The sequence below is a fragment of the Duganella sp. Leaf126 genome (assembly GCF_001423125.1).
GTDB lineage: Bacteria > Pseudomonadota > Gammaproteobacteria > Burkholderiales > Burkholderiaceae_D > Rugamonas.
Genome location: NZ_LMNW01000036.1, coordinates 184,297 through 208,871, shown reverse-complemented (window position 1 = coordinate 208,871; position 24,575 = coordinate 184,297). Strand labels below are relative to the sequence as shown.

At 67.2% G+C, this 24,575-nt stretch carries 15 protein-coding genes and 2 pseudogenes; 7 read left to right on the top strand and 10 right to left on the bottom strand.

From position 1 onward, the window contains the following. The first annotated feature begins 5 nt into the window (after window positions 1-5). From rfbF to ASF61_RS22255, 6 genes are read left to right on the top strand one after another with little or no spacing between them, the layout of a single operon-like run. Window positions 6-779, top strand: a complete 774-nt coding sequence (gene rfbF, locus ASF61_RS22280) for a glucose-1-phosphate cytidylyltransferase (protein WP_056161035.1) — start codon at window positions 6-8, stop codon at window positions 777-779. Beyond that, window positions 776-1,879 (top strand): CDP-glucose 4,6-dehydratase, encoded by a 1,104-nt coding sequence (gene rfbG, locus ASF61_RS22275; protein WP_229205972.1) that lies wholly within the window; start codon window positions 776-778, stop codon window positions 1,877-1,879. The genes rfbF and rfbG overlap by 4 nt, the downstream gene beginning before the upstream one ends. Then, complete coding sequence (locus tag ASF61_RS22270) at window positions 1,867-2,331, top strand: hypothetical protein (protein WP_082491886.1); 465 nt, start codon at window positions 1,867-1,869, stop codon at window positions 2,329-2,331. Before rfbG ends, ASF61_RS22270 begins: the two co-directional genes overlap by 13 nt. Then, entirely contained in the window at window positions 2,328-3,224 is an 897-nt protein-coding gene (locus ASF61_RS22265; protein WP_056161031.1) for a sugar nucleotide-binding protein, read from the top strand. The genes ASF61_RS22270 and ASF61_RS22265 overlap by 4 nt, the downstream gene beginning before the upstream one ends. A 16-nt stretch (window positions 3,225-3,240) precedes the next feature. Beyond that, complete coding sequence (locus ASF61_RS22260) at window positions 3,241-4,539, top strand: NAD(P)/FAD-dependent oxidoreductase (protein WP_056161029.1); 1,299 nt, start codon at window positions 3,241-3,243, stop codon at window positions 4,537-4,539. A 42-nt stretch (window positions 4,540-4,581) separates the two neighbouring features. After that, window positions 4,582-5,343, top strand: a complete 762-nt coding sequence (locus ASF61_RS22255; RefSeq protein WP_056161026.1) for a hypothetical protein — start codon at window positions 4,582-4,584, stop codon at window positions 5,341-5,343. 54 nt (window positions 5,344-5,397) lie between these two features. Here the strand turns inward: ASF61_RS22255 and ASF61_RS22250 are convergent, their stop codons facing one another. The 10 genes and pseudogenes from ASF61_RS22250 to ASF61_RS22215 all read right to left on the bottom strand — a co-directional run bounded on the left by ASF61_RS22250 (window position 5,398) and on the right by ASF61_RS22215 (window position 22,502). Further along, window positions 5,398-6,801 (bottom strand): HlyD family type I secretion periplasmic adaptor subunit, encoded by a 1,404-nt coding sequence (locus tag ASF61_RS22250; protein WP_056161024.1) that lies wholly within the window; start codon window positions 6,799-6,801, stop codon window positions 5,398-5,400. Then, on the bottom strand, window positions 6,774-8,924 hold the full coding sequence (locus ASF61_RS22245; RefSeq protein WP_056161022.1) for a peptidase domain-containing ABC transporter: 2,151 nt from the start codon (window positions 8,922-8,924) through the stop codon (window positions 6,774-6,776). Before ASF61_RS22245 ends, ASF61_RS22250 begins: the two co-directional genes overlap by 28 nt. 198 nt (window positions 8,925-9,122) lie before the next feature. After that, a complete protein-coding gene (locus ASF61_RS24290) occupies window positions 9,123-10,697 on the bottom strand; it encodes a hypothetical protein (protein ID WP_229205971.1) in 1,575 nt (524 codons plus the stop codon). An 84-nt stretch (window positions 10,698-10,781) separates the two neighbouring features. Further along, window positions 10,782-11,564, bottom strand: a pseudogene (locus ASF61_RS24285) (heme utilization protein); the annotation flags it as partial. Window positions 11,565-11,760: 196 nt separating this feature from the next. Then, window positions 11,761-14,838 (bottom strand): annotated as a pseudogene (locus ASF61_RS22240) (beta strand repeat-containing protein); the annotation flags it as partial. A gap of 888 nt (window positions 14,839-15,726) precedes the next feature. Beyond that, complete coding sequence (locus tag ASF61_RS22235) at window positions 15,727-16,143, bottom strand: hypothetical protein (protein ID WP_056161020.1); 417 nt, start codon at window positions 16,141-16,143, stop codon at window positions 15,727-15,729. Between the two features lie 95 nt (window positions 16,144-16,238). Beyond that, complete coding sequence (locus tag ASF61_RS22230) at window positions 16,239-19,487, bottom strand: efflux RND transporter permease subunit (protein WP_056161018.1); 3,249 nt, start codon at window positions 19,485-19,487, stop codon at window positions 16,239-16,241. A 13-nt stretch (window positions 19,488-19,500) separates the two neighbouring features. After that, window positions 19,501-20,784: an efflux RND transporter periplasmic adaptor subunit gene (locus ASF61_RS22225; protein WP_056161017.1), complete on the bottom strand. Its 1,284-nt coding sequence runs from the start codon at window positions 20,782-20,784 to the stop codon at window positions 19,501-19,503. Beyond that, entirely contained in the window at window positions 20,781-22,004 is a 1,224-nt protein-coding gene (locus ASF61_RS22220) for a TolC family protein (RefSeq protein ID WP_056161015.1), read from the bottom strand. The genes ASF61_RS22225 and ASF61_RS22220 overlap by 4 nt, the downstream gene beginning before the upstream one ends. A 132-nt stretch (window positions 22,005-22,136) precedes the next feature. Continuing rightward, on the bottom strand, window positions 22,137-22,502 hold the full coding sequence (locus ASF61_RS22215; protein WP_056161013.1) for a DUF2946 family protein: 366 nt from the start codon (window positions 22,500-22,502) through the stop codon (window positions 22,137-22,139). A gap of 119 nt (window positions 22,503-22,621) precedes the next feature. Here ASF61_RS22215 and ASF61_RS22210 point away from each other — a divergent pair, with 119 nt between their 5' ends. Then, a complete protein-coding gene (locus tag ASF61_RS22210; protein ID WP_056161011.1) occupies window positions 22,622-24,562 on the top strand; it encodes a phosphatase PAP2 family protein in 1,941 nt (646 codons plus the stop codon). Window positions 24,563-24,575: the final 13 nt, after the last annotated feature.

Below are 24,575 nucleotides of genomic sequence, written 5' to 3'. Positions count from 1 at the left end.
ATGCTATGAAAGCCGTGATACTCGCAGGTGGCCTGGGCAGCAGGATCAGCGAAGAAACCAATCTCAAACCCAAACCGATGGTCGAGATCGGTGGCAAACCGATCCTCTGGCACATCATGAAGATGTATTCGCACCACGGCATCAACGAATTCGTGATCTGCTGCGGCTACAAGGGTTATGTCATCAAGGAATATTTTGCCAACTATTTCCTACACATGTCCGATGTGACGTTCGACATGCGCAACAATGAAATGCATGTGCACCAGCGCTACGCCGAACCGTGGAAGGTGACGCTGGTCGATACCGGCGAAGACTCGATGACGGGCGGGCGCCTGCGCCGCGTGCGCGACTATGTCAAGGATGAAGAGGATTTCTGCTTCACCTACGGCGACGGCGTGTCCGACGTCGACATCGCCAGGGTCATCGCCTTCCACCGGGCAGCCGGCGTGGATGCCACCCTGACTGCCACCTTCCCGCCCGGCCGCTTCGGCGCGCTCGACATCCAGGATGGCCGCGTCGGCTCGTTCAGGGAAAAACCGAAAGGTGACGGCGGCATGATCAACGGCGGCTTTTTCGTGCTCAAGCCGAAGGTGATCGACCTGATCGCCGGCGACGACACGACCTGGGAACGCGAGCCGCTCGAAGCGCTGGCCACCAGCGGCCAGCTGGCCGCCTACCAGCACGAAGGTTTCTGGCAGCCGATGGACACGCTGCGCGACAAGACGCTGCTGGAACAGCTGTGGCAATCGGGCCAGGCGCCGTGGAAGGTGTGGAAATGATGTTCGAACAAGCGTATGCCGGCAAACGCGTGCTGGTCACCGGCCACACCGGCTTCAAGGGTTCCTGGCTCACCACCTGGCTGCTCAAGCTGGGCGCCACGGTGGCCGGCTTTTCCGACTGCGTGCCCACCGAACCGTCGATGTTCGACCTGACCGGGCTGGCCGCCAATATCGAACACCACCTGGGCGACGTGCGCGACCTGGCTGCCATCACCAAGGTGATCGCCGACTTCGAGCCGGACTTCGTGTTCCACCTGGCTGCCCAGGCCATCGTCTCGACGTCGTACAGCGACCCGGTCGGCACCATCACCACCAACGTGGTGGGTACCGCCAATGTGCTCGAAGCGCTGCGCCTGCTCAATCCGCACTGCGTGGCAGTGATGATCACGTCCGACAAGTGCTACGAGAACGTCGAGTGGGTCTGGGGCTACAAGGAAACCGACCACCTGGGCGGGCGCGATATCTACAGCGGCTCCAAGGGCGCGGCCGAAGTGATCATCCACTCGTATGTGGAATCGTTCATGCGCAAGCCTGGCTGCAACGTGCGCGTGGCCACCGGCCGCGCCGGCAACGTGATCGGCGGCGGCGACTGGGCGCGCGACCGCATCGTGGTCGACTGCATGCGCGGCTGGTCCGAGGGCCGGCCCGTGGAAATCCGCAGCCCGTCTGCCACCCGGCCCTGGCAGCACGTGCTCGAGCCGCTGAGCGGCTACCTGACCCTGGGCGCAGCGCTGGCGCGCGACGCCGGCCTGCACGGCGAATCGTTCAACTTCGGTCCGCGTGCGGAACAGAACCGCACCGTGCTGGACCTGCTCAAGGACCTGAGCGCCGCCTGGAACTTCGCCGACACCGGCGACGCCTACCAGGTCACCGCCAACATCCCGTTCCACGAGGCCGGCCTGCTCAAGCTCAATTGCGACAAGGCGCTGTTCCACCTCAAGTGGGAAGCCAACCTGCAGTATGCGGAGCTGGTCGGCTTCGTCAGCGACTGGTACTACCGCTACTCCCGCGAAGCGGCCGACATGTACGCCCTCACCCAGGCCCAGATCGGCGCCTACGAGGCACGCGCGCGCGAGCGGGGTCTGGTATGGACGCGCTGAGCGGTCAGCCGGCTACCCTGCCGCAGCTGCTGCAGTTACCACTGCTGACGCCGCTGCGCCGGATCGCCCATCCGCTCGGCGACATCTACCACGCGGTGAAGGCCACCGACGACGGCTACGCCGGCTTCGGCGAAGCCTATTTCACCACCGTCCACCAGGGCGCCGTGAAAGGCTGGAAACAGCACAGCCGCATGCAGCTGAACCTGGTGGTGCCGGAGGGCGCCGTCTGCTTCTACGTGCGCGACGACAGCGGTCGCCGTTTCCGCCACGTGCTGGGCACGACCGACGGCGCCGCGTATGCGCGCCTGACCGTGCCGCCCGGTTACTGGGTGGCGTTTCGCGGCGTCGGCACGGGCCTGAACCTGGTGCTCAATGTCGCCAGCATCGCCCACGATCCGCTCGAATCGGCCAATGCGCCGCTGGAAAGCCACGCACTGTGGGGTGACGCATGAAGCTGCGGCTGACGGGCGCCGGCGGCCTGCTCGGCAGCGCCGTGATGGCAGCGGCAGCGCAGCGCGGCGACCGCTGCGACGCGCTGGCGCGGCCCGTGCTCGGACAGTTCGCAGGATCCGGAGCTGGCCAGCCGGCCATCACGGCAGCGCAGCTGGCGCCTGCGCTGGCCGGCTACGATGTGCTGGTCCATGCGGCCGCCAACACCAACGTCGAGGCCTGCGAAACCGCGCCCGACGACTGCTACCGCGACAACTTCCTGCTCACCGAGCTGCTGGCCGAAGCGGCCGCGCTGGCCGGCGTGCGCATGGTGTTCGTCTCGAGCACGGGCGTGTACGGCACCGGCAGCGATGCGCCCTACCGCGAGTACCAGGAGGCCGTGCCCACCACGCACCACCACCGCAGCAAGCTGCTCGGCGAACAGCGCGTGCTGGCGCTGGACGCGCGCAACCTGGTGGTGCGCACGGGCTGGCTGTTTGGCGGCAGCGCCGCCAACCCGAAGAATTTCGTGGCGCGCCGGATCGACGAAGCGCGCGCCGCGCTGGCGGCCGGAGGTCACCTCGCATCGAATGCGCAGCAGCGCGGGGTGCCGTGCTGGAACCACGATGTGGCGGCGCGCCTGCTCGACCTGGCGCAGGCCGGCGTATCCGGCGTGGTCAACTGCGTCAACAGCGGCAACGCCTCGCGCTGCGAGTACGTGGCGGCCGTGGTGCAGCTGGCCGGCATCGCGGTGGACGTGCAACCGTCGACTGCGGCCAGCTTCGCCCGCAAGGCGCGCGTCTCGCACAACGAGATGGCGGACAACTGGAAAATGGCCACGCTCGGCTGGCCCGACATGCCGGACTGGCGCGCCAGCCTGGCAGCCTACCTGCACGGCGACCTGGCCGGCTATTGATCACGACAAGCACAGCATGACGACTGAACACACCGCTAACAGCGCCGGCGAGGCGATCGAAGAACTCGACGTGGTGATCCTCGGAGCCGGCGTGGCCGGCCTGGGCGCCGCGCTCAAGGCGCGCGAAACGGGCCGCAGCGCCGTGATTTTCGAGGCGCGCGAGACCGCCGGCGGTTTGCTCGACAACTTCACCATCGACGGCTTCCGCTTCGACCACGCGGTGCACCTGAGCTTTGCCACCGAAGACAAGGTGCGCGCCATTTTCGACAGCACGCCCTACCTCACCCACCCGTCGGACTCGTACTGCTTCGAGGGCGACCGCTGGCTCAAGCACCCGGTGCAGAACAACCTGGCTCCGCTCGACGCGGCCGACAAGGTGGACCTGATCAAGTCCTTCCTGGCCCGTCCTGCGGCGCAGGCCGGCGACGACTACGAAAGCTGGCTGCGCCACCAGTACGGCGACGGCATCGCCGAACGCTACCCGATCCGCTACACGCAGAAATACTGGGCCACGCCGGCCAGTGCGCTGTCGACCAACTGGATCGGCCAGCGCATGCGCCGCGCGGAACTCGACGAGATCCTGTTCGGCGCCATGACCACGCACACCCCGAACACCTACTACACCAAGGAAATGCGGTATCCGAAGGCGGGCGGCTACAAGGCCTTCATCGCGCCGCTGATCGCCGACGCCGACATCCGCACCGGCCACGCGGCCACCGCGATCGATACGGCTGCACGCACGGTGCACTTTGCCAACGGCGCCCAGGTGCGCTACCGCACGCTGGTCAGCACCCTGCCGCTGCCGGTGCTGGCGCGCATCGCGCAGGACGCGCCGGCGGCCGTCAGGCAGGCGGGCGAGCAGCTCAAGGCCACCTCGATCGACCTGGTGTCGGTGGGCTTCAACAAGCCGCTGGTCAAGGACTTGTGGTTCTACATCTATGACGACGACATCCTGGCCAGCCGCGCCTACTCGCCATCGGTCAAGTCGCCCGAGAACGCTCCGGATGGCTGCAGCTCGCTGCAGTTCGAGATCTACAGCCGCGGCGAACAATCCAGCTACGACGGCGCCGCGCTCAAGCAGAACACGGTGGCGGCGCTGGAAAAGATGGGCATCGCCACCGCGCAGGACATCGTCGTGCTCGACCACCGCGTGCTGCGTTTCGGTAACGTGATCTTCGACCGCGGCATGGAACAGCATCGCCAGTGCGTGCTGGACTGGGCGCGCGGCGCCGGCATCGCCAGCTGCGGGCGCTTCGGCGAGTGGGATTATCTTTGGTCCAACCAGAGCCTGCTGAGCGGCTACAATGCCCTGTAACCGATTGCAGCATCCGATTGGCGTCTAGCCTGGAGTCCAGCCATGTCCGAGCCCCTGTTTTTCTGCATCACCCACCAGCAGCCGGAATGGCCGCTGCCCGACTTCCTCACCATGGTGGGAACCGGCGGCTATGTGCCGCCCACCGGCATCGCGCTCAGCGAGCGCTATCCGGACCTGGCGTTCCGGAACGAGCACCTCGGCGAATTTGCCGCGCTGTTCGCGCTGCGCCGGCTGCTGGCCGACCAACCGGCCGAGCGCATGGTGGGCGTGTGCCACTACCGCCGCTTTGCACTGACCGTGCCGCTGGGCGAGATGCGCGGCTTTAACAGCTATGCCCACCCCGAGCTGCTGCAGCGGGCGCTGCCCGAGCACTTCTTCGGCGATGGCCGTACCGTGATCGTGCCGTCGCTGGTGCACTTTGCCGGCAGCGTGCTGCGCCAGTACGCGGCAGTGGCCGAAGCGCGTGACCTGCTGATGTACTTCGGTGCGGCGGTGGACGCCGGCGCCGTGGACCAGAACCAGGCCGCCGACTTCCTCAGCCAGAACGCCTTCATCCCGGCCTGCACCGCGGCCTTCATTCCGGTGGGCTGGTTGCGCGACATCGTCGCCCGCGTGGAACTGGCCACCGACCACTTCATGCGCACCACCCACATCGAGCGCGCAGGCCAGCAAAAGCGCAACGCCGGCTTTTGCGCCGAGCGCTTCCACTCGCTGCTGCTGCAGCAGCATCTGGACCAGCTGGGCTGGGACAAGGCGATCACCACGCCGATGACCATGCTGGCCGACTTCGGCGCACGCGCCTGATGCAGCCGGGCCGGCCGGGCCGGCGCGGACGGCGCGGCAGGCGCGGCAGGCGCCTTACGGCTCCCTGATCGATTCGTCGAGCGCCCGCGTGAGCGGGTACAGCAGGTAGGACATCACGGTGCGCTGACCGACCACGATTTCTGCCGACACCGTCATGCCGGGCATTAGCTGCGTGCCCGGCGCCACCTTTTTCAAGGTGCCCGTGTACGGAATCCGGCTCAGGTAGTAGGCATCCATGCCGCCGCCGTTCTTGTCGGCAGTATCGCGCTTGAACGAATCCTGGCTCACGGTGCGCACCTTGCCCTCCAACATGCCGTGCTTCATGAAGGTGAACGCATCGACCTTGATGTGGGCCGGCATGCCGGTCTTGATGAAGCCGACGTCGACCGAATCGATCTGCACCTCGGCTTCGAGCGCGCTTCCCAGCGGCACCAGGGTAAACAGCTGCTCGGCCTCGCGGATCACCGAGCCCACCGAGAACTTGCCGATTTCCAGCACCACGCCGTCGGCCGGGGCCACCAGCTGCACCATCTTGAGGCGCTTGTCCGCCTTCGACAGCTGCTCGTTGATGCCGTCGCGGTCGCGCGTGGCCGACAGCAGATCTTCCATCGTCTTTTGCCGCCAGCTGCGCTCGAACGCGGCGCGCTCGGCCTGCACCGACGCCAGCTCGCTGGTCATTTCCACCGCCTTGTTGCGCTGCAGGTCCATGTCGCGCTCCACTTCCAGCCGGCGGTCGCGCGCTTCGAGCAGGTGCATCTTGGCGCCGAAGTTCTCGGCCACCAGCTGCTCCTGCATCGCTTCCACTTCGCGCAGCGATTTGACGCGCTGGGCCAGCACGGCCTGGTCATGCTTGTTGGTCTCCAGGCCGGCGCGCAGGCGCGCGATGTTCTGGTCCATTTTCGCCTTTTGCGCGTCGTAATTGGCGCGCCGTTCCAGCGACAGCTGCTGCTGCAGGCGGGCGTCGTCGCTGCCGGCCTCGGTCGATCCGGCCTTGCCACCGAGTTCCGCCTTCAGCCCGGCGGCCTGGGTGTTCAGGCTGTCGAGACGGATGCGCAGCTGGGTTTCGTCGGCCGCGCTGAAGGTGGGGTCGAGCGTGGCCAGCAACTGGCCCTTTTTGACGACCTGGCCCACGCGCACGTCGATGCTCTGGATGATCGACGTGTCGAGCGGCTGCACCACGATATTGGGCAGCGGGTTGACCAGGCGGCCGTGGGCGATCACCACCTTGTCGATCGGCGAGACGCTGGCCCAGACGATGAAGCCGACCAGGGTCAGCACCAGCAGGTGCAGGGTCAGCTGCACGAAGCGCGGCAGCGGACCGCGCTCGATGGCGTCGGCGTCGGGTAAAAAGGCGATCTCGGTCTGGTCCTTCTGCCGGCGCAGCAGGCGCGCGAATGGACGCTCTTTCGCAGGCGCCTTCACCGGAGGCGTTACAGGTGGCTGGTTTGCTGGTTCCATAAGTGCTGGTAAGTGTCGCTACGGGTAAGCAGTTCTTCATGCCGGCCGGCGTCCACCAGGGAGCCCTGCTGCATGACCATGATTTTGTCGGCGTTGACCAGCGTCGACAGGCGGTGCGAAATCATCACCACCGTGCGGCCCACGGCGATTTTCGACAGGTTGCTGATGAAGATCGCTTCCGACTCCGGGTCCAGCGCGGACGCGGCCTCGTCGAGGATCAGGATGCGCGGGCGCGCCACCAGCGTGCGGGCGATCGACAGCCGCTGCTTCTGGCCGCCGGACAGGTTGGACGCATTTTCCTCGAGCACCGTGTCATAGCCCTGCGGCAGGCGCTCGATGAATTCGTCGGCGCCGGCCGCCACGGCTGCCGCCACCAGTTCCTCGAACGGGGCGTCCGGCTTGGTCACGGCCAGGTTTTCGCGCACCGTGCCGCGGAACAGGAAATTCTCCTGCAATACCACGCCGATCTGGCGCCGCAGGTGCGACAGCTCGATCTCGCGCGCGTCGATGCCGTCGAAGCGCACGATGCCTTCCTGCAGCGGGTACAGGCCCTGGATCAACTTGGTCAGGGTGGTCTTGCCCGAGCCGGAGCGGCCGACGATGCCGACCACCGTGCCCTGCTCGATGGTGAAGCTGGCCTTGTTCAGGGCCAGGTTCTGCGCCCCCGGATAGCGGAAGATCACGTTGTCGAAACGGATTTCGCCGTTTAGCTGCGGGCGCAGGCCGGTGGCGCCGGCGCGGCCTTCGGGCGCGCGGTTCATCACCTCGCCCAGCATGCGCACCGACAGCGCGGTTTCCTGGTATTCGTTGATCAGGCCCACCAGCGAAATCAGCGGCTGCGTCACGCGGCCCGACAACATCTGGAACGCGATCAGCGCACCGACCGACAAGGTATTGTCGAACACGTCGCCGGCGCCGACCACGATCAGCGTCACCGGCAGCATCTTGCCGAGGAAATCGGTGACCGCATTGCCGGTGATCGAGATCTGGCCGACGCGGAAGTGCATATTGATCGCTTCGGCCGAGCGCTGGTCCCAGGTGCGGCGCTGCGACGGCTCGATCGCCAGCGCTTTCACCGTGCGCATGCCGTGGATGGTTTCCACCAGCATGCCCTGGCGCTGGCCTTCGGCCGTGTACAGCGCATTCAGGCGGCGCTGGAAGGTCGGCACCATGGCCAGCACCACGCCGCCGATCATGGCAGCGAACAGCAGCACGATCAGGGTCAGCTTGAACGAATAGCTGAACAAAATCGGGATGAACACCAGCAGCGAGATCACGTCGAGCGCCGTGAAGAACATGCGGCCGGTCAGGAAGCTGCGGATTTTTTCCAGCTGCTGCATGTGGCGCGTGATCACGCCGGCGCTGGTGGTCTCGAAAAAGTCGATCGGCAGCGACAGCAGGTGGGCGAACACGCGGCGCGTCAGGCGCATGTCGATCTTGTTGCTGGCGGCCAGCGTCAGCGTCTGGCGCAAGAAGCCGAACAGCGCGTCGAACACCAGCGCCATGGTGATGCCCACGGCCAGCACCTGCAAGGTGGTCACGCTCTGGTGAGTGAGCACCTTGTCGATCACCAGTTGGAAGAAGATCGGCGAGGACAGCGCCAGGATCTGCATGGCGATGGCGGCGATGAAGATGTCGCGGAAGGCCGCCTTCTGGCGCAGGATCTCGGGGATGAACCAGCGCAGGCCGAACGGCTGGTGCGGATCGGTGAACTTGTGCTCGCGCTTGACGAACACCACGTCGCCCTGCCAGCGCTGCTCGAAATCGGCACGGCCGACCATGATCACGGTGGCGTCGGCCAGCGCCGGGTTCAGTACCGCCACCTGGTCGGCAGCGCCGTCCTGGCCCGGCTTGACGCCGACGATGATGACCATGTTGCCGCCGACCAGGCGCGCCATCAGCGGGAACACCCCGCCTTGGGCCAGCAGGCGGTTCCAGGTGAGCTTGTCGGCCTTGGCTTTCAGGCCGATCTCGGCCGCCATGCGCAGCAGCAGGCCGTTGCCCGGTTCTTCCGCGCGCAGCGCGTACTCGTCGACCAGGCGTTCGGGGTTGATCTGCAGGCCATGATGCTGTGCGATGGCCGTCAGGCACTGGACCGCGGTATGGGGAAATTTATCTTGCATAAGGCCTGAAGGGAATGGGGAACCGGACGGGTGTCACCATTAGAATTTTACCCCGCGAAAGTGTTGCCCCGGGGCTTTTGTTGTTTAGAAGCACAACCGATTTTACATTGCTATTCGCCTGATCGAACTGCCCTGCAGTCCGAAAAAAAACGGCAAGACCCGCAGGTCTTGCCGCTTTCAGGGAACGACTAGCTCGGCTTACTTGGCTGCCAGGATGCCCTGGGCATGGCCGCCTTGCAGTGCCTTCAGGCGCAGCGAGTCTTCGGTGGCCGCCTGGTGGGTCGAGGCGGTCAGCTTGTTCTCGTAGTTGCCGATGGCGCTGGCCATGGCGGCAGTTGCTGCGTTCACGCCCGACGGCAGTTCCAGCTTGGCCGTGTTGGCGGTGCCGGTCGCTGCCGCGTCAAAGCTCGACATCGCGTTCGACAGGCTGCTGACCGACGACGTCAGGCTGCCGGCCGACTTGCCGCTGTCCTGGAACCAGACGTCCGCTGCCTGGTGGACGGCGCCGTCGGTGGTCTCGAAGGTCGAGACCATGCCGATCAGGTTGCCGTTGTTGACGACACTGGTTTTCTGCACATCGAGGTTCAGCTTGGCGATGTGGAGGTCGGCCAGCGACTTCAGTTCGTCGGCCTGGCTGATGCCATCGGCATTGCCGTCGACCCACACGCGCAGGTTGTTGAACTGGGTGTCCTTGGCATCGATCACGCCGTCGCCGTTGGAGTCCAGTTCCGCCAGCGCCTGGTAGCCGTTGGTGGCTTTCTGGCCGTTGGCCAGGGTCGTGCCTTCGCCGAACAGTTCGCTACCGTCGTTGATCACGCCATCGCCGTTACGGTCCAGCACCAGCAGGCCATCGCCGCCACCGACCCAACCGACGTTGGACTTGGTGCCGGTCGCCCGCAGGTCGAACTGCACGCCGGCCGACAGGTTCAGGGTGTCGATGCCGTTGCCGTTCAGGTCCAGTACCAGTGGGCTCGACAGCGGCATTGCTGCCTGCTGGGCCGGGGTGATTGCCGCTTTCAGGGCCGGCGTGGCGTACAGCGCATCGACCTGGCCCATCGTCAGCGCCTTGATCTGGTCGGTCGACAACGCGGCGAACTGGGCCGTGGTCAGCTTGACGAACTGCTGCGTGCTCAGGGCTGCCAGCGACGCCGTTTTCAGCGCCCCGATGTCGGCCGTTTCCAGCGCTGCAATGCTGCTGGTGGACAGCGCGCGCAGCTGGGTGCTGCTCAGTGCGTTGATCTGGTCGCTCGACAGGGCCACGGCCTGGGCCGTGGTCAGTCCGCTGGCCAAGGCTGCGGTGCTCAGGCTGGCCACCTGGGTGGTGGTCAGTGCGCCCAGCTGGGTCGTGGTCAGCGCAGCGAGCTGGTTGGTGCGCAGCGCGGCGACTGCGTCCGTGCGCAAGGCCACCAGGTCACGCGTCTCGAGCGCCACCAGGCTGCCGGAGGTCAGCGCGGTCACCTGGTTGGTGCTCAGGGCGGCCACCTGGTTGGTGCCCAGCGCAACGATCTGGTCGGTCGTCAGGCCGTTGGCCACTTGTGCCGTGGTCAGCGCACCGATCGATGCAGTGCTCAGGCTGCCGATCTGGTTGGTGGTCAGCGCACGCAGCTGGGTGGTGGTCAGCGCGGCGATCGCGCTCGATTTGAGCGCATTCAGGTCGGCCGTTTCCAGCGCGGCAACCGCTTCGGTACCGAGCGCCGCCACTTGCAGCGTGCCGAGCGCGCCAGCCTGGGCGGTCGTCAGCGCCACCACCTGGTTGGTGGTCAGGGCGCGCACGCCGGCGGTCGTGAATGCCGACAGCTGGGTGCTCGACAGCGCCGCCACCTGGTTGGTGGTCAGCGCGGCAATCTGCGCCGATTTCAGGGCCGCGATCCCGCCGGTGGTGATGCCAGCGAGGTCGGCCACTTCGATGGCGACGATGCCGTTGGTCGACAGTGCAGCCACTTGCGCGGTGGTCAGCGCAGCCACCTGGTTCGACGACAGCGCCACGATCTGGTTGGTGGTCAGGCCGTTGGCGATGTTGGCCGTCGAGATGGCCGACAGCGTCGCCGCGTTCAGGCTCTGTACCTGGGCCGTGGTGATGGCCGCCACTTGCGTCGAGGTCAGCGCGCCGATGGCCGCCGATTTCAGCGCTGCCAGGTCGGCCGTTTCCAGCGCCACGATGGCGTCGGTGGTCAGCGCCGCGACCTGCTGCGTGGACAGCGCATTGGCGCCGGCCGTGGTCAGGGCCACGACCTGGTTGGTGGTCAGCGCACGGATCTGGCCGGTGGTCAGCGCAGCCAGGCTGGCGGTCTTCAGTGCTGCGAAGTCGGCCGTTTCCAGCGCTGCAATGGCGCCGGTGGACAGGCCTGCCAGCTGCTGGCTGGTCAGGGCGCCGGCCTGGGTGGTGGTCAGGGCCACGATCTGGTTGGTGGTCAGCGCCGCAGCATCGGCCGTGGTCAATGCACCGATCTGGTTGGTGGACAGGGCCACCAGTTGCGCGGTGGTCAAGGCAGCGACCTGCGCCGTTTTCAGGGCAGCCACGCCGGCCGTGGTCAAACCGGCCAGGTCGGCTACTTCGATGGCGACGATGCCGTTGGTCGACAGTGCGGCGATCTGGGCCGTGGTCAGGCCGGCGATCTGGCTCGACGACAGGGCGACGATCTGGTTGGTGGTCAGGCCGTTGGCGATGTTGGCGGTGGAGATGGCTGCCAGCGCCGGCGATCTGGCTCGACGACAGGGCGACGATCTGGTTGGTGGTCAGGCCGTTGGCGATGTTGGCGGTGGAGATGGCTGCCAGCGACGCCGTGTTCAGACTCTGCACCTGGTTAGTGGTCAGCGCACCGACCTGGGCCGACGTCAGGGCGGCGTACGAGGCCGTGTCGAGGCCGCGCAGGTCGGCCGTTTCCAGGGCAACGATCTGGTCGGTGGTGAACGCTGCCACCTGCTGCGTGGTCAACGCGCCGGCGCCGGCGGTGGTCAGGGCCACGATCTGGTTGGTGGTCAGGGCACGGATCTGGCCCGTGGTCAGCGCAGCCAGGCTGGCGGTCTTCAGTGCAGCGAAGTCAGCCGTTTCCATGGCGGCAATCGCGCCGCTGGATAGGCCGGCCACCTGCTGGCTGGTCAGTGCGCCAGACTGGGTGGTGGTCAGGGCCACGATCTGGTTGGTCGTCAGCGCAGCAGCGTCAGCCGTGGTCAGCGCGGCGATCTGGTTGGTGGACAGGGCCACCAGCTGCGCGGTGGTCAGGGCAGCGACCTGCGCCGTTTTGAGGGCAGCCACGCCGGCCGTGGTCAAGCCGGCCAGGTCGGCCACTTCGATGGCGACGATGCCGTTGGTCGACAGCGCGGCCACTTGCGCGGTGGTCAGCGCGGCGATCTGGTTCGACGACAGGGCGACGATCTGGTTGGTGGTCAGGCCGTTGGCGATGTTGGCGGTGGAAATGGCAGCCAGCGACGCGGTCGTCATTGCCTGCACCTGGGCCGTGGTAATGGCAGCCACCTGGGTCGAGGTCAGCGCGCCGATGGCGGCCGATTTCAGTGCTGCCAGGTCGGCCGTTTCCAGCGCCACGATGGCGTCGGTGGTCAGCGCTGCGACTTGCTGGGTGGTCAGGGCATTGGCGGCGGCCGTGCTCAGGGCCACGATCTGGTTGGTGGTCAGGGCGCGGATCTGGCCGGTGGTCAGCGCAGCCAGGCTCGACGTTTTCAGCGCGGCAAAGTCAGCCGTTTCCAGCGCGGCGATCGCGGCGTTGGACAGGTTGGCCACCTGCTGGCTGGTCAGCGCGCCGGCCTGGGTGGTGGTCAGGGCCACGATCTGGTTGGTGGTCAGCGCGGCAGCGCCGGCCGTGGTCAATGCACCGATCTGGCTGGTGGACAGGGCGGCCAGCTGCGCGGTGGTCAAGGCGGCGACCTGCGCCGTTTTCAGGGCAGCGACGCCGGCCGTGGTCAAACCGGCCAGGTCGGCCACCTCGATGGCGACGATGCCGTTGGTCGACAGCGCGCCGATCTGGGCCGTGGTCAGGCCGGCGATCTGGCTCGACGACAGGGCGACGATCTGGTTGGTGGTCAGGCCGTTGGCGATGTTGGCGGTGGAGATGGCYGTGGTCAGGCCGGCGATCTGGCTCGACGACAGGGCGACGATCTGGTTGGTGGTCAGGCCGTTGGCGATGTTGGCGGTGGAGATGGCTGCCAGCGACGCCGTGTTCAGGCTCTGCACCTGGGCGGTGGTCAGCGCGCCAACTTGCGCCGAGGTCAGGGCGGCGTACGAGGCGGTGTCGAGGCCGCGCAGGTCGGCCGTTTCCAGCGCCACGATCTGGTCGGTGGTGAACGCGGCCACCTGCTGCGTGGTCAAGGCGCCGGCACCGGCGGTGGTCAGGGCGACGATCTGGTTGGTGGTCAGGGCGCGGATCTGGCCCGTGGTCAGGGCAGCCAGGCTCGACGTTTTCAGGGCAGCAAAGTCAGCCGTTTCCAGCGCCGCAATCGCGGCGTTGGACAGGCCGGCCACCTGCTGGCTGGTCAGTACGCCAGCCTGGGCGGTGGTCAGGGCGACGATCTGGTTGGTCGTCAGCGCAGCAGCGTTGGCACTGGTCAGCGCGACGATCTGGTTGCTGGACAGGGCCACCAGTTGTGCGGTGGTCAGGGCAGCAGCCTGCGCCGTTTTCAGGGCGGCCACGCCGGCCGTGGTCAAGCCGGCCAGGTCGGCCACTTCGATGGCGACGATGCCGTTGGTCGACAGTGCCGACACTTGGGCGGTGGTCAGCGCAGCAACCTGGTTCGAGCTCAACGCGACGATCTGGTTGGTGGTCAGGCCGTTGGCGATGTTGGCGGTGGAGATGGCAGCGAGCGACGCGGTCGTCATCGCCTGTACCTGGGCCGTGGTAATGGCGGCGACCTGCGACGAGGTCAGGCCGGCAATGGCGGCGGTTTTCAGGGCAGCCAGGTCGGCCGTTTCCAGCGCCACGATGGCGTCGGTGGTCAGTGCCGCGACTTGCTGGGTGGTCAGCGCATTGGCGCCGGCCGTGGTCAGCGCCACGACCTGGTTGGTGGTCAGGGCACGGATCTGGTTGGTGGTCATCCCGGCCAGGGTGGCCGTTTTCAGGGCGGCGAAATCGGCCGTTTCGATGGCGGCGACCGCACCGTTGGACAGGCCGGCCACCTGCTGGCTGGTCAGCGCACCGGCCTGGGTGGTGGTCAGGGCCACGATCTGGTTGGTGGTCAGCGCGGCAGCGTCAGCCGTGGTCAGCGCAACGACCTGGTTGGTGGACAGGGCTGCCAGCTGCGTCGTGGTCAGCGCGGCAACCTGTGCCGTTTTCAGGGCAGCAATGCCAGCGGTGCTCAAGCCGGCCAGGTCGGCCACTTCGATCGCGGCGATGCTGTTGGTCGACAGGGCAGCGACTTGGGCGGTGGTCAGGCCGGCGATCTGGTTCGAGCTCAGCGCGACGATCTGGTTGGTGGTCAGGCCGGTGGCAATGCTGGCCGTCGAAATGGCCGACAGCGACGCGGTGGACAGGGCCTGCACCTGGGCAGTGGTCAGGGCTGCCACCTGCGACGAGGTCAGGGCAGCGATCGACGACGATTTCATGGCGGCCAGGTCGGCCGATTCGAGGGCGACGATGGCCTCGGTATTGAGCGCGGCAACTTGTTGCGACGTCAGCGCATTGGCGCTGGCGGTGGTCAGGGCAACGATCTGGTTGGTGGTCAGCGCCTTGATCTGGGCAGTGGTCAGGGCTGCGACCGAAGCGGTCTTGAAGGCGGCGAAATCAGCGGTTTCCAGCGCAGCGATGCTGTCGGTACCGAAGGCGGCAACCTGCGCGGTCGTCAGTGCACCGGCCTGGCCGGTGGTCAGCGCAACGATCTGGTTGGACGACAGCGCACGCACTTGCGCGGTGGTCAGGCCCGTCAGGGTGCTGGTGGTCAGCGCGGCGAAATCCTCGGTCGCCATGCGCGAGATGGTGGCGGTGGAGATGGCGGCGACTTGCTGCGAACGCAGTGCTACGACCTGGTCCGTGGTCAGCGCCACGATCTGATCCGACGTCAGGTCCGTGAAGTTCGAGGTGCCCAGCGCAGCGATCTGCGTCGTGGAAATTGCCGCAACGTTTTGCGTGCTTAAACCGGTGAAATAGCCCATGTGTGTTTCTCCTAAAAGAAGGCGCTGATTCGATGTCTGTCCAAAGTGAACGACGGCCCTGTCCGTCGTCGTTGGCCTTCGTCGTGGCAATATGCCGTTTTATTAATATGTATTTACAACCAACCCAGTACTACCGTCGCAACGAGGCGCTCGTATCGTTCTTTACGTCAACAAAAATGTTAACTTTAGCAAACAATGCGAGCTTTTTTCGTTACGTAATATGCAACGACTATTTCTTGTTTAATACACCACAAGTGCCATGCGCAGGGCGCGTGCCGGAACAGGCAGACGGCGGCAACATGACAGGGCGACCGCCGCGAATGTTCCACTAAGTAAACTTGTTCCTGCGGGGAAAAATATTTGTTCGACGCGGACTCCATCCGAAGCGATCAAGCCAACCCTTTGAAATTCAACGCATTTTTTCAAACGCTGGGGAGCTGACCAGCTACCCGGGACGTCCGAAATAGTGGCGAGTATAACGCAAGGAATTGCCGCAGAGAATTTAATTGAATGCATGTCTCGTTGCCGCAACCAAATTTTTGACAACATTTAACCGCCGACAACGCCCGCAAACGGCGTGATTACTCTATCTTCACAGCATTAAACTTGATTAATGGCAAATAATCACCGGCGTTGAAACAGTCTTCCCGTGGTGTAACTTTGCAAAATGACAGCAGAGATGGTCGAGACGGTAAGCTGGTGTCAGCGCGTCGGCTGCGCCGGGGAGGATGCGGGGTGGCGCGCACGCAGGCGCCAGGCCAGGACCGCCGCCGTGGCAGCCAGCAGGGCCAGTGCCACCAGATTGAGCACGAAGACGCCGTGGCTCAGACGCGCCACCAGGCCCAGGCTCACGCCGGCCTTGACGCTGAATTGCCAGCTGCCGTCGTAAGGGAAATAACTGACCGACTGCGGCAGGTAATACAGGATGCCGCCTGCCAGACCGGAGACCATGCGCTTGAGCGAGAGCACGGCCGCCAGGAAGCCCAGCATGGCCACGCTGAACAGCACTGCCAGCGCAGCGCCGTACTGCGGCTCGCCGAGCAGGCCGAGACTGACGGCCAGCGCCAGCGCGCTATTGAGCAGCAGGACCCGCGCCAGCCATTTTTCGAATTCCTGCATCTGCTGCTCTCTTGTCGGGCGCACCCGGTGCGCGGTACGTTGTACGTCGTCGGTTGCCGATTGTACCGTGCGCCGTGGCGCGCCGCCAGGCGCGGTCAGGCAGACGGCGGACGCCGCCCGTGCAGCAGCCGGTACAACAGCGGCAGCACCAGCAAGGTCAACGCCGTCGAGGACAGGATGCCGCCGATGACCACCGTGGCCAGCGGGCGCTGGACCTCGGCGCCGGTGCCGGTGGCCAGCGCCATCGGGATGAAGCCGAGCGAAGCCACCAGCGCTGTCATCAGCACCGGCCGCAGCCGGCCCAGCGCACCCGCGCGGATCGCCTGCTCCACCGTCAGGCCGTCGTCGCGCAGCTTGCGGATGAACGACACCAGCACCAGGCCGTTGAGCACGGCCACGCCCGACAGCGCGATGAAGCCGACCGCCGCCGACATCGACAGCGGAATGCCGCGCGCCGCCAGGGCCGCGACACCGCCGGTGAGCGCGAACGGAATGCCGCTAAACACCAGCAAGCCGTCCTTGATGCTGCCGAACATGGCAAACAGCATTATCAGGACCAGCGCCAACGCCAGCGGCACCACCAGCTGCAACCGCTGCGTGGCCGACGCCAGCTGCGCGAACTGGCCGCCCCACGTGGTCCAGTAACCGGCCGGCACCTTGACCTGCGCATGCAGCGCCGCCTGCGCCTCGGCCACGAACGAACCGATATCGCGCCCGCGCACATTGGCGCTGACGACCACGCGGCGCTTGCCGTCCTCGCGGCTGACCTGGTTGGGGCCGGGCGCGATCGTGAACGTGGCCAGTTCGCCGAGCGGAATGAAGCTGACCGCCTGGTTGCCCTCCGGGCGGCTCCCCGAGATGCCCGCTGAGCTGCTCCTGGTGTTATCGCCCGGGTTGTCCGCTGCACCGGCACCGGCCGCGCCCCGGCTTGCCGGCAGCGGCACCGGCAGCCGGCGCAGCGCTTCCAGGTCCTGGCGCTGGGCGTCGGCCAGGCGCACCACGATGTCGAAGCGGCGGTCGCCCTCGAACAGCGTGCCGGCTGCGGCGCCGCCGATGGCGACGGCGACCGTGTCCTGCACGTCGGCCACGTTGAGGCCATAGCGCGCCGTCTTCTCGCGGTCGATCTGCACCGTCAGCACCGGCAAGCCGGTGGTCTGCTCCACCTTCACTTCGGCGGCGCCGGCCACGCCGGCCAGCGTGGCGGCGATCTGCGCGGCGGTGGCGTCGAGCACCTGCCTATCGTCGCCGAACAGCTTGACCGCCACATCGCTGCGCACGCCCGAGATCAATTCGTTGAAGCGCAGCTGGATCGGCTGCGAAAACTCGTAGCCGTTGCCGGGCAGGCGCGCCAGGGTCTGTTCGATATCAGCGCGCAGTTCGTCACGCGTCCTGGCCCTGCCGTTGGCAAGCTTGGGCCATTGCGCCGCCGGCTTGAGCATGATGTAGCCGTCCGAGATATTGGGCGGCATCGGATCGGACGCGATTTCCGCCGTGCCGGTGCGGGCGAACACGCGCGCGATCTCGGGATAGCGCTGCCTGAGCACCGTCTCGATCTGCTGCTGCATCGCCACCGACTGCGTGAGACTGGTGCCGGGGATGCGCAGTGCCTGGATCGCCAAGTCGCCTTCGTTCAGGCTCGGCACGAACTCGCTGCCCAGGCGCGTGGCCAGCAGCAGCGACAGCAGCACCGCGATGCCGGCAAACGCCAGCACCACCGGCGTCGCGGCCAGCGCCCGGTCCAGCAGCCGCCCGTACCAGGCGCCCAGTTGCCGCTGCTCCCGGTCCGCCACCCGGTCGCCGATGCACAGCGCCACGGCGGCAGGCACGAAGGTGATCGACAACAGCATGGCACCGGCCAGCGCCAGCACCACGGTCAGCGCCATCGGCTGGAACATGCGGCCCTCGACGCCAGTCAGCGCAAAGATCGGCAGGTACACGACCATGATGATGGCCTGGCCGTACAGCAGCGGGCGGCGTGCTTCCTGCGCGGCCGCGAACACCGCGCGATAACGCTCGGCGCGCGTCAGCGTGCGCCCGGCCTGCGCTTGCGCCTGCGCTTGCGCCTGCGCGAGGCGCCGCACGCAGTTCTCGACGATGACCACCGCGCCGTCGACGATGATGCCGAAGTCCAGCGCCCCCAGGCTGAGCAGGTTGGCGCTGACCTTGAAGCCGACCATGCCGGTAAAGGTAAACAGCATCGACAGCGGGATCACCATCGCCGTGATCACCGCAGCGCGCAGGTTGCCGAGGAAGACAAACAGCACGGCGATCACCAGCACCGCCCCTTCCAGCAGGTTTTTCTTCACGGTGGCGATGGCCTTGTCCACCAGGACGGTGCGGTCGTACACGGTGACCGCGACCACGCCGGCCGGCAGGCTGCGGTTGATCTCCACCAGCTTGCGGTCCACCGCCTGCGCCACGGTGCGGCTGTTCTGGCCGGTCAGCATGAACGCCGTGCCGAGCACCACCTCGCGGCCGTTCTCGGTGGCGGCGCCGGTGCGCAGTGCGTGCCCGATCAGCACCTCGGCCACGTCGCGCACCCGCACCGGCACCGACACGCTTCCACCGCCGGCGCTGGTCACGAGGATGTTGCCGATATCGTCGCGCGTCTGCACCTGGCCCGGCGCGCGCACCAGCAGCTGCTCGCCGCGCTTTTCGATGTAGCCGGCGCTGGCATTGCCGTTGTTGCGGGTCAGCGCCGCCACCACGTCCTGCAAGGTCAGGCCGTAGGAGGCCAGGCGCTGCGGATCGGGCGCCACCTGGTACTGGCGCACATGGCCGCCGATGGCATTGATCTCGGCCACGCCCGGCACGTTGCGCAGCTGCGGCTTGATGATCCAGTCCTGGATCTCGCGCAGGTCGGTCGGGGTGTACGGTGTACCGTCGGCCTTGCGGGCGCCCGGCGTCGCTTCCACCGTCCACAGGTAGATTTCGCCGAGACCGGTCGATACCGGCCCCATGGCCGGCGTCACGCCGGCCGGCAGCTGGTCGCGTGCCTGCTGCAGGCGTTCATTGACCAGCTGGCGGGCAAAGAAGATATCGGTGCCGTCCTCGAAGACCACGGTGATCTGCGACAGGCCGTAGCGCGACAGCGAGCGGGTTTGCACGAGGTGCGGCAGGCCGGCCATCACCGTCTCGAGCGGGTAGGTCACGCGCTGCTCGGTTTCCAGCGGCGAGTAGCCGGGCGCCGCCGTGTTGATCTGCACCTGGACATTGGTGATGTCGGGCACGGCGTCGATCGGCAGGTGCCGATAATGGTAGATGCCCAGCGCCGCCATGGCGGCGACCAGCAGCATCACCAGCGCGCGCTGGCCGATGGCAAATTGAATCAGTCGTTCGAACATGGGCTCTCCGCGGTCAATGGGCGTGTTCGGCGCTGTCTTTGCCCAGCTCCGCCTTGAGCACGAAGCTGCCGGCAGCGGCATACCGGGCGCCGGGCGCGAGGCCGGCCAGCACTTCGGTCATCCTGCCGTCGCTGCGCCCCGGTTGCACGCGCTGCGCCCGGAAGCCGCCGGCCACCTCGACGAACACCACCGGGTGCTCGTCCACCATCTGCACCGCGTCTGCCGCCACGGCGACAGGAATGGGAACAGCAGCGGAGGCAGCAGCGGCAGGGCCGGACCGCACGTCGACCGTGACGAACAGGCCCGGGCGCCAGGCGCGGTCCGGGTTGGCCAGCGCCACCCGCGCGCGCGCGGTGCGGGTCTGTTCGCCCAGCAGCTCGCCCACGTAGATGATGGTGCCCTGCGCCTGCGCAGCAAACGCGGTAGCCTTGACGGTGACGGTCTCGCCGACCCGCATCAGGTGCAGGTCGCGTGGCGGCACGGCGACGTCGGCCCACACGGTGGACAGGTCGGACAGCGTGAACACGATCGCATCCTCCTTGACCGCTTCGCCTTGCGTCAGGTGCTTGTCCATCACCACGCCGGAAAACGGCGCGCGCAGTTCCAGGCGGTTGAGATGTTTTGCGTCCACCGCCCCGGCACCGATGGCGCCGAGCTTCTGGCGCGCATTCTGCACGGCGATCTCGGCTTCGCTCACGGCTTGCTGCGCCTGCAGATAATCCTGCTCGGCCGAGATCCTGTCCTGCCACAGACGCTGCTCGCGCGCGAGCGTGGTCGTGGCCAGCGCCAGGCGGCGCTGCGCCGACAGCAGTTCGCTGCGCTGGTCGGACAGGCTGCTGCTGGCGATCACGGCCAGCAGCTGGCCCTGCTGCACGCGCTGGCCCAGATCGGCGTGCACGGCCGTCACCACGCCGGCCAGCTTCGGCACCACGTGGGCGGTGCGGTCCTCGTTGAAGCGGATCTCGCCCGGCAGCGACGTCACCACGTTGACCGGCGCCGGCGCCGCAGTGGCCAGCACGATGCCGGCAGCCTTGATCTGCGCGGCGTCGAGCGCGATCGTGGCAGGTCCGGCGCCGGCATGGGCGCTCGCTTGCGCCGATGCCGATACCGGTGACGGTGGCGTTGTTCGTGCCGGGTCGGCCCCGGGTGGCGCTACGGCTGCTGCCGCAGCAGGCGCGGCGTCGCGGTCATGCGCGCCATGCGCCTCGTCTGCCGGTTCGGGCAGCACGATCCACGCGGCCAGGAGCAGTCCGACGACCGCCATGGCGGCCATGATGCGGCTGTGTTGCGGCTTCATTGTTCTGCTCCCAGGATGCGGACGATGGCGGCATGGGCGCGGTGCGCCTGCGCCAGCACGTTCAGGTATTGCGAGCGGGCCTCGAGCAGCGTGCGCTGGGCGTCGAGCACGTCGAGGAAGCCGAACTTGCCGTGTTCGAAACCGGTGGTGGCAGCGACATAGGCACTGTGCGCGCCGGGCACGATGTCGGTGCGCAGCGCCAGCGCCTGGTCGCGGGCCAGGTCGAATTCCTCGCGCGCCTGCGCCAGTTCGGCGTCGAGCCGCAGCGCGGTGGCCGACAGCGCGTCGCGCGCCTGGTCCACGCGGCGCGCGGTCTCGAGCACATTGCCCTGGTTGCGGTCGAACAGCGGCAGCGGCGCCGACAAGCCCACGATCAGCTGCGAGCGGCCCAGTTCCGCCGAGCGCTTGCTGCCCACGCTCAGCGTGATGTCGGGTAGGCGGCGCGACAGCGCCACCTGCGCCAGCGCCTGGCGGCTGGCCAGTTCCGCGCGCGCCTGCGCCATGGCCGGCGCCTGCGCCAGCCGGTGGTGCAGCAGGGCCGGCGCCGGCAGCGACGGCAACTGGTCGATATCGCCGTCGGCCCGTTCGAATTGCGGCGCCGGGTTGCCCCACAGGGCCGACAGCGTTTTGCGGGCCACCGCCAGCGTGCTGCGCGCGCGCAGCAGCTCCAGGGCGACCGAGGCGGCAGCGACCCTGGCACGGGTCTCTTCCACCGGCGAGACCTTGCCGGCGACGACGCGGCGGCCGGTGGCCTGGGCCGCGCGCTGCGCCAGGTCCGTTGCCTGCTGCGCCAGGCGCAGCTGCTCCTGCGCGGCCAGCACGGCAAACCAGGCGTCGATGACGCTGGCGCGCAGGTCGGCCTGGCGCGCGCTCAGGGCAGCAGCCGCGCTGTCGCGTGCGCGGCCGGCAGCAGCGAGACGGGCGCCGCGTTTGCCGCCCAGTTCGAGCGGCTGGTGCCATACCAGCGTGGTTTCGCGCACGTCGTCGGCGCGCTTGCGGTCCACCCGCTCCACTTCCAGCACGGGATTGGGCAGCAGGCCGGCCTGCTGCACGGCGCCGTCGGTGGCGCCCAGCTCGTGGCGCGCGGCCGACAGCTCGGCATTGGCGCCGGCGGCCAGCGCCAGCGCGGTCTGCAAGGTGAGCGGCGCAGCCGGCTCGGAAGCGGCCGGCGCGCACGCCGGCCAGGCCGCGACACAGAGCGGCAAGACATACTTGATCATCGAATTCTCCAGACAGGGGGATATTCGACGAGACGGCGGCGTCAGGGCATCAGGCGAGCGTCTCGTCGCTGAACCACCCGCTCGGCAGGGAAAGGCGCTGCAGGCGCACCGCCGCTGCTGCCGAAACAGGTGCTAGGCGACGCGCAGCCAGTTGGGCCGGGGCGGCCCTTCGGCGACGGGAGACAGGTACAGGCGGGACGGCGGCCGCGCGTAGGCGACGGTGATCGGTGGCACGGCCAGACCATGCTGGTCGAGCACCGAGGCCTGCACCGCGTGGTGGCAGACTTCGCAGTCGCTGTGGGCCTTGGTCTTGCCGGGCTGGTGGTCCTTGCCACCGTCATCGTCGCCGGCCAGCGCCTGGTGCTGGTGGCCGTGGTGGCCGAAGTGGGAAGCACGAGGCTCGCTGCTTTGCTCATGCCCGCAATACACGGCCGCCATCGACCAGGCGGACTGGATCGGCAAGATGGCAAGCAGCAGGATGAGCAGGAGTTTTTTCACCGGTCCATTGTAGCAAACGGCGGCCGACGAGAAATTTTTTCACGCAGACCACCGCTTGTAACAGGCGCGTCATATCAGACCATTACTCTATCGCATCTTTCATTATCACCGGACCCGCCATGCACGTTTCGCCACGCCCGCTCATCCTCGCCCTCAGCATCGCCGTCGCGCTCAGCGCCTGCGGTGGCACCTACCATGAAGGCCCGCTGGTCATGCCGGCGGCGCCGGCCGACCAGGGTGCGGCCGACACGGCGCCCGTGCCGACGGTCACCGCGTTTGTCGATACCATTGCCACCAACCAGCGCGGCGACGCCCGCTACGCCACGCTCGATACCAACGCCGGCGTGCGCGTGCTGGCCGGCATGCTCGACATCTGGACCCCGCTGACCCAGATCGTCGATGCAGGCCAGACCGCGCCGGCCGTGGGCAACTTCCCGGCGGTCGTTGCCTCCGCCTGGACCGGCCTGCCCAACGATGGCAGCAACGGCGGCACCGTGCGCAACGCCACCGTCCACAACTACAATATCGACTACGTGGTCAAAGCCACTGCCGGCCGTACCGCCGACCAGGCCACGCTGGCCTACCTCGACGACCGCCGCGGCAAGGGCTACAGCGTCAGCGATTCGATGGGCCCGCTGACCGCCGCCTGGCGCGCGGCCACCCAGCAGACCACCACGATCACCGGCGTGCCGGCCGACGCCACCACCGTGCTGTACAACGACGGCGGCAACAACAACGGCGTCGGTGGCAGCGCCAACGCCAACTTCGGCACCGTGGTCGATTTCGTCAACATGGTGGGCACCAACGGTTCCACCGAACCGGCCAAGCGCTTCTACAAGTATGCGCGTCCGTACCGCTGGAGTGCGTCGGTGCAAGTGCTGCCGGCGCTGCTGCCGGCCCGCTCGGGCACGCCGACCACCGACGGCGGCTTTACCAGCGGCCACTCGGCCGAAGCGATGCGCAATGCGCTGGCGATGGCCTACGTGGTGCCGGAACGGTTCCAGGAAATCCTCAGCCGGGGCCTGGAACTGGGCGAATCGCGCATCCTGGCCGGCATGCACTCGCCGCTGGACGTACTGAGCGGTCGCATCCACGGCGAAGCCGTGGTCGCCGGCAACCTCGTCGATCCGGCCAACCAGACCCTGAAAGCCAATGCCTACGCCCAGGCCCACACCACGCTGATGGCGGCCACGTCCACCAACGCCAGCACCTACCCGGCGTTTGCGCAATCGGGCACCACGGCCACCGACCGCTTTGCCGACTACGCCACCAACAAGGCCAACTACATCCGCCGCAGCACCTACGGCATGCCGCAAATTGCCAGCACCACGGCAGCGGCAGTGGTGCCGAAAGGCGCCGAGGTGCTGATCGAAACCCGCTTGCCCTACCTGAGCGCCGACCAGCGCCGCGTGGTGCTGAAGACCACCGCGCTCGCTTCCGGCTACCCGGTGATGGACGACCCTGAAGGCTGGGGCCGTTTGAATCTGTTCGCGGCAGCCGACGGCTACGGCGCGTTCAAGGGCAATGTCGTGGTCAACATGGATGCCTCGAAAGGCGGCTTCAATGCGGCCGACCGCTGGCGCAACGACATCGGCGGTACGGGCAAGCTGGTCAAGCAAGGCACGGGAACGCTCAAGCTGGGCGGCAACAACAGCTGGACCGGCGGCACCGAGCTGACGGCCGGCACGCTCGAAGCGAATTCGTCCGCAGCATTCGGCGCCGGCGACGTCTACGTGAGCGGCGGCACGCTGGCAGTCAATGCCGCCAGCCCGGTCAAGGTGGGCGGCAAGTACACCCAGCTGGCCGGCGCCACCGCGCTGGAAATCAACACCGTGTCGGCCAGCCAGGCCGGCATGACCGTGACCGGTGACGCCACCATCGGCGGCGGCGTCTTGAGCGTGAAATTCCCCGGCAGCTACAAGCCGAAAGCGGGCGACACCATCACCGTGCTCACCGCTGGCCGCCTGCAAGGCACGTTTGCCACCATCACGGTGGCCGGCTTTGCCAAGGTCACGCCGACCTACAGCGGCACCACCCTGACGCTGACGGTCGCCAACTAACGATCGCCGACGC